9 protein-coding genes and 2 tRNA genes are annotated in these 11,875 nt (G+C 36.0%); 7 read left to right on the forward strand and 4 right to left on the reverse strand.

What is annotated here, in order from left to right; genetic code table 11:
• Window positions 1-60: 60 nt before the first annotated feature.
• Window positions 61-840: a hypothetical protein gene (locus tag J3U37_RS04490; protein ID WP_267373483.1), complete on the reverse strand. Its 780-nt coding sequence runs from the start codon at window positions 838-840 to the stop codon at window positions 61-63.
• A 700-nt stretch (window positions 841-1,540) separates the two neighbouring features.
• Here J3U37_RS04490 and mgtA point away from each other — a divergent pair.
• Window positions 1,541-4,249 (forward strand): magnesium-translocating P-type ATPase, encoded by a 2,709-nt coding sequence (gene mgtA, locus J3U37_RS04495; RefSeq protein WP_267373484.1) that lies wholly within the window; start codon window positions 1,541-1,543, stop codon window positions 4,247-4,249.
• A gap of 452 nt (window positions 4,250-4,701) precedes the next feature.
• On the opposite strand, the gene J3U37_RS04500 is transcribed toward mgtA, so the two are convergent.
• Complete coding sequence (locus tag J3U37_RS04500; protein ID WP_220219450.1) at window positions 4,702-4,917, reverse strand: YdcH family protein; 216 nt, start codon at window positions 4,915-4,917, stop codon at window positions 4,702-4,704.
• A 109-nt stretch (window positions 4,918-5,026) separates the two neighbouring features.
• Here J3U37_RS04500 and J3U37_RS04505 point away from each other — a divergent pair, with 109 nt between their 5' ends.
• Together J3U37_RS04505 and J3U37_RS04510 are read left to right on the forward strand one after the other, a co-directional pair.
• Window positions 5,027-6,553 (forward strand): helicase HerA-like C-terminal domain-containing protein, encoded by a 1,527-nt coding sequence (locus J3U37_RS04505; protein WP_267373486.1) that lies wholly within the window; start codon window positions 5,027-5,029, stop codon window positions 6,551-6,553.
• 48 nt (window positions 6,554-6,601) lie between these two features.
• On the forward strand, window positions 6,602-7,687 hold the full coding sequence (locus tag J3U37_RS04510) for an AI-2E family transporter (protein WP_267373489.1): 1,086 nt from the start codon (window positions 6,602-6,604) through the stop codon (window positions 7,685-7,687).
• 39 nt (window positions 7,688-7,726) lie between these two features.
• On the opposite strand, the gene bcp is transcribed toward J3U37_RS04510, so the two are convergent.
• Window positions 7,727-8,203, reverse strand: coding sequence for a thioredoxin-dependent thiol peroxidase (bcp, locus tag J3U37_RS04515; protein WP_220219453.1), 477 nt, complete (start codon window positions 8,201-8,203; stop codon window positions 7,727-7,729).
• Between the two features lie 70 nt (window positions 8,204-8,273).
• A complete protein-coding gene (gene hemL, locus J3U37_RS04520) occupies window positions 8,274-9,566 on the reverse strand; it encodes a glutamate-1-semialdehyde 2,1-aminomutase (protein WP_267373490.1) in 1,293 nt (430 codons plus the stop codon).
• Between the two features lie 158 nt (window positions 9,567-9,724).
• Here hemL and erpA point away from each other — a divergent pair, with 158 nt between their 5' ends.
• From erpA to J3U37_RS04540, 4 genes are all read left to right on the forward strand, one after another.
• Complete coding sequence (gene erpA, locus J3U37_RS04525) at window positions 9,725-10,063, forward strand: iron-sulfur cluster insertion protein ErpA (protein ID WP_220219455.1); 339 nt, start codon at window positions 9,725-9,727, stop codon at window positions 10,061-10,063.
• A 414-nt stretch (window positions 10,064-10,477) separates the two neighbouring features.
• Window positions 10,478-11,377 (forward strand): AraC family transcriptional regulator, encoded by a 900-nt coding sequence (locus J3U37_RS04530; RefSeq protein WP_267373491.1) that lies wholly within the window; start codon window positions 10,478-10,480, stop codon window positions 11,375-11,377.
• 142 nt (window positions 11,378-11,519) lie between these two features.
• Window positions 11,520-11,607 (forward strand) — tRNA-Leu (locus tag J3U37_RS04535).
• An 18-nt stretch (window positions 11,608-11,625) separates the two neighbouring features.
• A tRNA-Gly gene (locus J3U37_RS04540) sits at window positions 11,626-11,701 on the forward strand.
• The last annotated feature ends 174 nt before the right edge of the window (window positions 11,702-11,875 follow it).

The following is an 11,875-nucleotide window of genomic DNA, read 5'->3' on the forward strand; positions in this document are numbered from 1 at the left end:
GTTATCCTTGTTTATTTAACTAGTTTTTGCATTAATCTTATTTTGCAAAAAATTATAAATTTATTGATTGTCTTGTTCTTGTTCTTGTTCTTGTTCTTGTTCTTGTTCTTGTTCGTGCTCTTGTTTTGTGTCTTGTTCTTGTTTATTGTCTTTTTCTTTGTTTTCTTCGCCTTTCACTTTTAACTTATCTAAATTTATTGTGACAGTTTGATTTGATTTTGGAAGCATTTCGGATAACACGTTATTGGCACGTGTTAAAAAAGAACGATCTTTAAGAATCAATCGATAGATATTAAGTCGTTTGAAAGGTCCGGATGCAAACTGTGCTAATATAATCATGATGATAAAGATAGCTAAAATAGCAATAATGACATTAACAATCTTATGTGAACCAAAGATAGTAAAAAGATTAGAGAAGATCACAAAAACACCAAAGAATGATGCAACTAAAATTAGGATTATTTCTTTTATCAACAATGGATTAATGGGATTAATTTTGTTGTTTTTAATGCTAAAGTATTGGGTTAGCAAATTGAGCTGAGTAAGTTCAATAATATTATTGATATCAGCATTGACTAGCGAGATAGCAATACGCTCTTTATTAATGTTACCCACATCAAAAAAACAGACTTTTTCCCAAAGTAGTTTCCTTTTAATATTATTTAAGTAATCTTTTTGATATTTGGGTTGAGGGGCTTTTTCTAAAATATCTGTGTACTTAATAAGGTTATCAAAGTAGTTGATCGTACGGCGTTTACTAAAAATAAAAGCGATTAGCGAAAGTACGAAAATGATAAATAAGTTGAACCAATTATCTGCAAGTAATTCGTTTAGTTCCATTGTTAATTCCCAAATAAATCGTTATATGACAATTGTAACTGAAATTAAGTAAAACTTGTAATGATTCTGTCATGAAAGCTTGTATTATCTAACTATAAGTGCTGTTTTTAAGCAAATGCTTCTACATTTTTATTTAATCGGTTGACTTCTTACGTTCAAAGGCGTATAACTTGCACGCCTTCGAGCTTTTCTTACTTTTTTAACGATGACGGTGGTTAAAAATGAGGGTTAAGAAAAGTTGAAATCCAAGGCGTAGAGTTCAATTTACAGGAGAAATATGGACACTCATTCGGGTCACCCCATTTGCGGGGGCGATAAATTCAATCAAATCATTGTCGGTTAATGAACCTGTCTAAATAATCATTTTTTCAGTTCACAAGCCGAGATTGATAAAAACGGTAACGGTGAACGATATGCAATTTTGTACACGCTATCACACAAACTCAAAACTTAAATGCGCACAAACTTTAATGCTGTGTATTTTACATCTATCACAAAAACAATTAGAACCGCCGAGTTGTATCTAATTCTTAATTAATTATTTCATTAAATTAATTGTATGTGCAGCAATAGCGTACATCGCTAGTTTTGCTTTGCATTTAATTTAGATTAATTACCCATTTCGATTACTCATTGTTGTTACCTCAACGATGAGCAGGATTTTTTTATCTAAAAATAAGATTAGATATAGGTACGCAAGATGATTAAAAACACATCAAAAGTTAAAGCAGAAAACAATTTAGGGGTTAAAGCACTCGATGAAGCTCAAAATAGCTTAGAAACTATTTTAGCTAAATTTCAGTCAAGCCTGTCCGGATTGACGCAAGAAAATGCTCAAGCTCGCATTGAAACATATGGCAAAAATGAAGTTGCCAGAGAAAAAGTCCCAAGTGCTTTTATGCAGTTGCTTATGGCATTTAATAATCCCTTTATATTTGTTTTACTCGTATTAGCTATCGTAAGCTTTGTGACGGATTATTGGTTACCACTACAAAAAGGTGAAGAAACCGATGTTACAGGTATTTTTATTATTTTAATAATGGTGACCCTTAGTGGATTATTAAGATTTTGGCAGGAGTTCAGATCAAACAAAGCGGCTGAAGCATTGAAATCTATGATTCGTACAACGGCAACTGTGCTAAGACGACCGCATAAAGATATGAACCCTGAACGCTATGAAGTACCACTTAATGAGATAGTACCGGGTGATATTGTCTATTTATCTGCCGGAGATATGATACCGGCTGATATTCGATTGATCGAGTCACGCGATCTATTTGTTAGCCAAGCAGTATTAACAGGTGAATCTATACCCGTTGAAAAATATGACACATTGGGAGCGGTGACACAAAAAACATCTGATGAAGTTAATTCATCTGAAATATCAAAAGATAATATACTTGATGTCAATAATGTCTGTTTTATGGGCACAAATGTGGTGAGTGGTACAGCAACCGCTATTGTTGTGGCAACCGGCTCTGATACCCATTTTGGATCATTAGCTAAATCGATTGTTGGCTCTCGCGCTGAGACCTCCTTCGATCGAGGGGTAAATAGTGTAAGTTGGTTACTTATCCGTTTTATGCTCGTTATGGTACCGATTGTGCTTTTAATTAATGGATTTACCAAAGGTGACTGGGGCGAAGCTGCGCTATTTGCACTTGCTGTTGCGGTTGGTTTAACACCTGAAATGTTACCAATGATTGTCAGTGCCAACCTAGCCAAAGGTGCAGTTGGAATGGCAAAACGTAAAGTCGTTGTTAAACGTTTAAATGCGATACAAAACTTTGGTGCCATGGACATTTTATGTACTGATAAAACCGGTACATTAACACAAGATAAAATTATCTTAGAACATCATCTGGATATTAACGGACAATTAGATCCAAGCGTATTAGAGCTTGCATGGTTAAATAGCTATTATCAAAGCGGCATGAAAAACTTAATGGATAAAGCTATCATCCGTTTTGCTGACGAAAAGACCAACGTTAAAAAAGTAGGCGTTGGACTATACAAAAAAATCGACGAGTTACCATTTGACTTTGTTCGACGTCGCTTGTCTGTCGTTGTACAAAATGGCGGGGACAACCATTTAATGATCTGTAAAGGCGCCGTTGAAGAGATGCTTTCAATATCCAGTTACGTTTACGAAAATGGTCAATATCTACCATTAAACGAAGAACGTAAACAAGCGTTAATTGAACTTGCGCATAATTACAATCGAGATGGTTTTAGAGTGTTAGCCGTTGGTGTGAAAGATATCGATGGTCATGATGCTAAAGACCAATACAGTGTTCAAGATGAAAAAGCGTTAGCAATTCGTGGTTTCCTTACTTTCCTCGATCCACCGAAAGAGAGTGCTTACGAGGCTATATCTGCATTAAATGAACATGGTGTTGGGGTAAAAGTGTTAACAGGTGATAATGAAATTATCACAATTAAAGTATGCCGTGAAGTAGGACTTGAACCTGGTGTACCACTGTTAGGCGCTGAAATTGAGAAAATGGATGATGCTCAACTTAAAGAGCAAATTGAACAGCGCACGATTTTTGCTAAATTAACACCGTTACAAAAATCACGCATTATACGTTTATTACAAGAAAATGGTCATACAGTAGGCTTTTTAGGCGACGGTATTAATGATGCACCGGCATTAAGAGATGCTGACGTGGGAATATCGGTCGATACAGCAACCGATATCGCCAAAGAGTCGGCCGATATTATCCTGCTGGAAAAAAGCTTAATGGTTTTAGAACAAGGCGTGGTTTGTGGTCGTGAAACTTTTGGTAATATCATGAAGTACTTAAATATGACGGCAAGTTCTAACTTTGGAAATATTTTCTCAGTGTTAGTTGCCAGTGCTTTTTTACCATTTTTACCAATGTTGGCGATTCATCTATTAATTCAAAACCTCTTGTATGATATTTCACAACTATCATTACCATGGGACAAAATGGATGATGAGTTTTTACAAAAACCACGTAAATGGGATGCACAAAATATCAAAAGATTTATGATTTGGATTGGTCCAACATCCTCTATTTTTGATATTACTACTTATGCGTTAATGTGGTTTGTATTTGGTGCAAATAGTGTTGAAGCACAATCGCTATTCCATTCCGGGTGGTTTATCGAAGGTTTATTGTCACAAACATTAGTTGTACATATGTTACGGACGCAAAAAATTCCATTTATTCAAAGTACCGCTGCTTTCCCAGTCATTGTGATGACAATGCTAATTATGGCAGTAGGGATCTATATTCCGTTCTCACCAATGGGAAGTCTGATTGGTCTTGAACCGTTGCCATGGTCCTATTTCCCATGGTTGATCGCCACTTTACTCAGTTATTGTGTTGTGGCTCAATTGATGAAACGAATTTATATTAAACGTTTCGGACAATGGTTCTAAATGCTGTGAAACATTAGGTAAGTGACATGGTTGCTTACCTAAATAAACTTAAACATATCAAAAAACGAGGTTTTATGTTAAAGTTATCTTAACTTACAAAAAGATAATTTTTGATTACGACCCGACAAATTTTAAGCACAAATCAAAACTCATTGCTTTGTAGCTTACTATTTTCATCTATAACAATAACGATAAAAGGAATCAAAATGAAAACACCACATAAAAATTTAATCGTGCTCATTAAAAATCGCAAACAAAGAAAAGCGCAAGAGAAACGTATTAAATAATCAGTTAAAATTTATATTTTATTATATTAATGATTAAAAAACCCCTGATGTGGGGTTTTTTAAATATCAACAAAGTCAATTAAACATAAACCGGTTTTCACTCTATTTAATGCACGAATAAACTTTACTATAATGGTGGGTGCATTATTACAATTAACAAACCTTCTATGATGAGGCTTTTTTCAGTATTTCATAGAGCTGATCTTTCAATTTAAGCTTAAGCTTTTTTAGCGTCTCAATCGATTCAGATGTATCAACAGCAATGCCTGATTCAATATTTTTAATTTTTTGATCCAGTTCATTATGTTCAGCAAACAGTTTTTGAAAACGTAAATCGGTATTTTTTAATTTAGAAATCAAATCGCGGTATTCAGGAAACATAGCTACTCCTTAATCAGGTGAGTGAAAATAATAACATTAGCAGTTATTACTGTTTCAGCTTACAATATTCTCAATTGTTTTAATAGCAATTTTTATGAGGATTTAACCCATGAGTGAATCAATTGTTATTGCCAAAAGTAATGGCAAAGATCTTTATATTCTTGCTTCATTAGCTAACCGTCATGGTTTAATTACCGGTGCAACTGGTACAGGTAAAACGGTGACTTTGCAAAAAATGGCTGAGAGTTTTTCACAAATTGGCGTTCCTGTTTTTTTAGCTGATGTAAAAGGCGATCTAACCGGCATTGGCTTAAAAGGTGAATTAACGGAAAAATTGCAATCTCGGTTAGAAAACATTGGCGTTAAAGATTGGTCTCCAGTTGCATCGCCTATTGCATTATGGGATGTTTTTGGTGAAAAAGGAATACCTGTTCGTAGTACGGTGTCTGATATTGGCCCGGTGTTACTGGCTCGATTATTAAATCTTAATGATATACAATCCGGCGTTTTACAACTGGTATTTAAAATTGCTGACGATAATGGCTTATTATTGATCGATTTTAAAGATCTACGCACACTCGTTCAATTTGTCGGCGATAATGCTAAAAAATTCATAACTCAATACGGTAATATCTCCTCATCATCAATTGGTGCTATCCAACGGGGCTTATTGACCCTTGAACAAGAGGGCGCAGAATATTTCTTAGGCGAACCTATGTTAGATATCGCCGATCTGCTGCAAGTAGATGCACAAGGTCATGGTGTTATCAATATACTGGCAGCTGACAAGTTATATAATTCACCAAAATTATATTCGGTGTTCTTACTATGGTTACTTTCCGAACTGTTTGAACATCTGCCAGAAGTGGGCGATTTGGACAAACCGAAATTGGTATTCTTTTTTGATGAAGCCCACCTGCTATTTAATGATATTTCATCGGCTTTATTAGAAAAAATTGAACAAGTTGTTCGTTTAATTCGTTCAAAAGGCGTTGGCGTCTATTTTGCAACCCAAAATCCGACCGATATCCCCGATACTGTACTTGGGCAGTTAGGCAATCGAGTACAACACGCTTTACGAGCCTTCACCCCTAAAGATCAAAAAATAGTTAAAGTTGCAGCGCAAACTATGCGGGCTAATCCAAATTTCGATACCGAAAAAGCCATAATGGACTTAGGTGTAGGTGAAGCTTTAATCTCGTTTCTCGATGAAAAAGGGCGCCCCAACATGGTTGAACGTGGATTTATTATTGCCCCTGGCTCAAAAATGGGACCAATGCCTTTAGATGACCAATTATCTATTATTCATCAATCGCCATTTTATAATAAATATTCGCAAACGATTGATCGTCAATCCGCTTACGAAAAAATTAGGGATGGATTTAACGTTAACGGAGTTGCTAACGCGAATACTAATGAGCCAAATACCAATGCTGATGATGCTAACACCGATCAACAGAACAATCATGGTGGTGTGGTCGATTTTCTTCGTTCGCTATTTTTTGGTTGGAATGGCCCAAAAGGTGGGCAACATGACGGCGTTGTTCAACAAGTAGCCAAAAGCGCAACCAGACAGATAATAAATAATGTTGGTCGGCAAATTAGTCGTGGTATATTAGGCGGCATAAAAAAATAAAGATAATTAAATAATAATAAAAATTATTTACAAAATAGGAGTTTGTAGATGTTTAAAATGTTTATGCAATGGTATAAAAAACGATTTAGCGATCCCCATGTTGTATCGTTAATGTTTGTTATCCTGATTTTATTTTTTATAATCTACTTCTTTCATAAAATTCTTTTGCCCGTTCTAATTGCTATCGTGTTGTCATATCTACTTGATAGACCGGTCAATTATTTACATAAAAAGAATATACCACGCACGTTTGCAGTCATCATTGTTTTATTAGTATTTGTGATGCTGGTGTTAGCCGGATTTATGATTTTAGTTCCCTTAATTTGGCAACAAAGTATCAGTTTAATCACCAATATCCCGAACATGCTTAATTTTGTTAATAACTTACTGACCTCGCTACCGGAACACTATCCGGAACTGATTGATGTAGGATTGTTTGATTCAATTATTCAAGGTATCACCAGTAAATTTGTCCAAACCGGTAATTCGCTTTTACAATTTTCAATTGTTTCTTTGTTTAGCTTAGTTTCAGTCGCGATTAATGCTGTTTTAATCCCAATTATTATGTTTTTCTTACTGAAAGATAAAACTAAAATTTGGGGTTACTGCTCAGTGATATTGCCAAAAAATAGAACAGTTTTAAATAAAGTTGCTTCTGAAATGGATATGCAAATATCAAATTATATCGTCGGTAATGTTTTACATATCCTTATTTTAACCATTAGCGTTTATATTCCGTTTTGGTATTTTGGGCTGGATTATGGCTTGTTATTGGCTGTAGGCGTTGGTTTATCAGTTTTAATCCCTTATATTGGAATTATTATTTCCAGTATTCCGGTCGTTTTAATCGCCTTGTTCCAATGGGGGCTGACTGCTCAATTTGGCTATTTAATATTCTTCTATGTGCTTATTCAAGCTTTAGACGGTAATTTATTAGTACCTTATCTCTTCTCGGAAAAACTTAATTTGCACCCATTAGTGATCATTTTAGCGGTGATTATTTTTGGTGGTTTGTGGGGATTTTGGGGGGTCTTTTTCGCAATACCGTTAGCGACATTAGTAAAAGCCATTATTAATGCTTGGCCAAATCCTGAAGAAATCCATAAGATTAATCAAAAAATAAAAGCAGATTAGTGGGCTAATCTGCTTTATCATTCGTGATGCAATAAGATGCTATTTTGCGTGCGATTTAAGATAATCTAACACAACGGTATGATGATCAGCGGTTTTAAAATTGTCGAAGACTTTTTCTATTTTACCGTCTTTACCAATTAAAAAACTGATTCGATGAATACCGTCATAGGTTTTCCCCATGAATTCCTTTTCCCCCCAAGTACCAAATGCTTGACAAACTTCATGATTTTCATCTGAAAGAAGGGTAAAGTTTAATAACTCTTTATCTGCAAAACGTGACAACTTTTCCGGTTTATCGGTACTAATGCCAATAACAACGACATCATATTTTTTCAATTCATCAGAACTGTCACGTAAATTACAAGCCTGAATAGTACAACCAGGCGTCATAGCTTTGGGATAAAAATAGATTAAAATACGTTGACCTTTAAAATCTTTAGAACTTATTAGCTCCCCATCTTGATCTGGTAAAGAAAATTGAGGTGCTTTTTCACCTTCTTTTAGTGGATTAACCATAAATTATTACCTATGTTAATAGTTTAAAATTTTAATCTCTATTTGGTATTAAAAACTCTGTGTCATTAATTCATTTTATATTACTAAAAAAACGACTTGCCGCATCAATGGTGTGATTAATTTCTCTATCTGTATGCATAAGTGACATGAAACCTGCTTCAAATGCTGAAGGAGCAAAATAAACACCCTCAGATAGCATATGATGATAGAATTTTTTGAATATTTCAACATTACATTGCATAACATCTTGATAACAGGTTACTTCTAAAGCAGTTGTAAAGAATAAGCCAAACATACCGCCCACATGATTGGTTACTAATGGTATATTATGTTTCCGGGCGACATCTGACAGCCCGTTAACCAATGATGCCGTTTTATCCGCTAATTGTTGATAAACCCCCACATCGTTCAATTTGCTTAAAGTTGCATATCCCGCAGCCATTGCTACCGGATTGCCGGAAAGGGTGCCGGCTTGATAGATTGGACCGGTCGGCGCTAATTGTTGCATTATTTCCGCTCGACCACCAAATGCGCCAACTGGCATTCCTCCGCCAATAATTTTGCCTAAACAGGTTAAATCCGGGGTGATATCGTAATACTCTTGCGCTCCACCTAATGCAACTCTAAATCCTGTCATCACTTCATCAATAATTAACAAAGCGCCATATTTATCACATAACGATCGCAAACCATGTAAAAATTCTTTTTTGGCCGGTACGCAGTTCATATTACCGGCTACTGGCTCAATAATGATGGCTGCAATATCATCCGGATGTTGTTCAAATTGGCGCTCGACGGAGGCTAAGTCATTATAATCACAAACTAAAGTATGTTTAACAAAATCATGCGGAACACCTGGCGATGTTGGATGACCAAAAGTAAGGGCGCCGGAACCGGCCTTAACTAATAAATAATCCGCATGACCATGATAGCAGCCTTCAAATTTGATAATTTTATCTCGACCGGTAAAACCACGAGCAACGCGAATTGCGCTCATGGTGGCTTCTGTACCGGAGTTGACCATACGTAACATCTCAATTGACGGCATTAACTGGGTGACAAGATCAGCAACCTTTGTTTCAATTTCCGTGGGGGCGCCATAGCTCAGACCTTGATGAACAGCCTTAATAACTGCGTTAGCCACATCCGGATCATTGTGACCTAAAATCATTGGACCCCAAGAGCCGACATAATCAATATAGGCTTTTTCATCGACATCATAAATATAAGCACCGTCAGCCCGCTCAATAAATATTGGCGTACCACCAACACCGTTAAAAGCCCGAACTGGCGAATTTACACCGCCCGGCATAAAGGATAATGCTTGATGATAAAGCTTTTCAGATTTTAAAGTATTTTGCATGATATTGGCATTCTCTAAAGAAAAGGTTGATGTATTTATTCATAAAATTGAATTTAATTCAAGCAAGCTTTAATAAATTTATCTGATAGAAGTTTTCATTTTGTATTTTCATTTGCCAACAGTATATAATATGACAGTATAACTATTAGGAGAATCAAATGAGCGATGCTTTACCGATTAACTTTACTGATGCTGCTGCAAATAAAGTTAAATCACTAGTCACAGAAGAAGAAAACCCTAATCTAAAATTACGTGTCTACATCACTGGCGGTGGTTGTAGTGGGTTTCAGTATGGTTTTACTTTTGATGAAAAAGTAAACGAAGATGATCTATCGATCGAAAAAAATGGCGTTTCACTAGTTATTGACCCAATGAGTTTACAATACTTAGTTGGTGGAACGATTGATTATGTTGAAGGTCTACAAGGATCGCGTTTTGTTGTTGATAATCCCAATGCAACAACAACTTGTGGCTGTGGATCATCTTTTAGCGTGTAGTATTCTTTTTCTCTTCTTATCTTACCAAAGGCTCAGAAACCATGTGTTTCTGTAGCTGATTTATCCATATTAATTAAGTTAACGCTGAAAGATTATTATTGATTTAAATTAATCTATTAGGTTTATTCATTTGTATCTTTAAATAGGTTGATCTTATCCGATTGAAATTAATCAAGCTGTGACATACTCAAATTGAATGATTGTTTTGTGCATAGATTTGAAAAGATCAGATCTTCGAATGCATGCTTTATCATGTTATCTTTTGTTCACTACCTGCTATTAAATAGATTAACCAATGGCAACAACAAATAGTTGCTGCTTAACGTCATCAATAAATTAATTGTGGCAACTAAACGTTTAATTGGCTTGATAATAAGATCTAAAACATAAAGCTGAGAGGCAAAGGGGGGGGAAATGCATAACGATCGGTTGGTACAAACGCATGCTTATTTAAAACAGAAGATTTTGCAACTACTACCGCAACAAGCTCGACTCTCCACAGATATTCCGGGATTAATGATATCTCGTTATGACCATGACAGACCACCTGAAAGCTGTTTTTATCATCCAATGATTGCCATGGTCGTGCAGGGGCATAAGCGGTCTATGATAGGAAATCAAACATTCAATTATGGTCAAGGCCAATGTATGGTTGTTGGCGTCGATCTGCCGGGAGTATTTCATATTTCGCGCGCTACGCCAAAAGATCCTTTTATTTCAATATCAATAAAACTTGATAAGCACATCATCAGTCAATTACTTAGCGAAATGGCAATAAAACCTGACTTAGCGACAAATAAACCCACATCAGCGGTGGTCGTCTCTACAGCAACACATCAAATTATTGATACGTTTTTGCGCCTAATTGAGTTGCTCGAACAGCCCCAAAGTATAGGCTTTATTGCGCCACTGCTTATCAAAGAACTTCATTATTATTTGCTTAACAGTCCATTGGGTCAAAGTCTACGATTTTCCAATCTAAAAGGGGCAAACCTTAAGCAGATAGCCAAAGCGATTAACTGGCTACGCAATAACTACACTCAGCCACTTGATGTTGATACCTTATTAAAGTTAGTGAATATGTCGAGCTCAACCTTTCATCGCCATTTTCGTCAAGTCACAACTCTAAGTCCCTTACAATTTCAAAAACAGTTACGTTTATATGAAGCTGAACGCCTTATGCTTCAAGAAGGTAAAGATGTGAAATCGGTCGCCTTTCAAGTCGGCTACGAAAGCCAGTCACAGTTTAGTCGAGAATACAAACGCCAGTTTGGGGCTTCGCCTAATAATGATATGCTCAAAAAACGATATTAAATCAAAACAAGGTCGAATAGAGGCCAAATCAGACAAACATTGAGCAGTTAATCAATTATTTTCATTTTTTTATTGACGTTGAAATTTAGATAGGTAAAATGCACTGCATTCAAAGCGAATTACCTTACGTAACCAGTTTTGAGCCCGGGTGGTGAAATCGGTAGACACAAGGGATTTAAAATCCCTCGGCCTTTTTGGCCGTGCGAGTTCAAGTCTCGCCCCGGGCACCATTATTAATCATCTCTTATGCGGGAATAGCTCAGTTGGTAGAGCGCAACCTTGCCAAGGTTGAGGTCGCGAGTTCGAACCTCGTTTCCCGCTCCAATTAACAAGCCTTACTTAATCTCCTAAACGTTAACCGAGCTAACTGCCAGTTGTACTAGTTTTCTCAAAACATTCGAGAAAATCCAAATTTATGCACGACAAAAAACACCGATTACTGATCTGGATCACAAATAATTAGTGTTTATAAAATAATCTACTTGAATTTTCAATAAT

The organism is Gilliamella sp. B3172 (genome assembly GCF_026536465.1).
Classification (GTDB): Bacteria; Pseudomonadota; Gammaproteobacteria; order Enterobacterales; family Orbaceae; genus Gilliamella.

Coding starts and splice junctions, on each gene's coding strand:
- J3U37_RS04530 (WP_267373491.1), top strand. CDS start 10,478: ATGCATAACGATCGGTTGGTACAAACGCATGCTTATTTAAAACAGAAG.
- mgtA (WP_267373484.1), top strand. CDS start 1,541: ATGATTAAAAACACATCAAAAGTTAAAGCAGAAAACAATTTAGGGGTT.
- hemL (WP_267373490.1), bottom strand. CDS start 9,566: ATGCAAAATACTTTAAAATCTGAAAAGCTTTATCATCAAGCATTATCC.
- J3U37_RS04490 (WP_267373483.1), bottom strand. CDS start 840: ATGGAACTAAACGAATTACTTGCAGATAATTGGTTCAACTTATTTATC.
- J3U37_RS04500 (WP_220219450.1), bottom strand. CDS start 4,917: ATGTTTCCTGAATACCGCGATTTGATTTCTAAATTAAAAAATACCGAT.
- erpA (WP_220219455.1), top strand. CDS start 9,725: ATGAGCGATGCTTTACCGATTAACTTTACTGATGCTGCTGCAAATAAA.
- J3U37_RS04505 (WP_267373486.1), top strand. CDS start 5,027: ATGAGTGAATCAATTGTTATTGCCAAAAGTAATGGCAAAGATCTTTAT.
- bcp (WP_220219453.1), bottom strand. CDS start 8,203: ATGGTTAATCCACTAAAAGAAGGTGAAAAAGCACCTCAATTTTCTTTA.
- J3U37_RS04510 (WP_267373489.1), top strand. CDS start 6,602: ATGTTTAAAATGTTTATGCAATGGTATAAAAAACGATTTAGCGATCCC.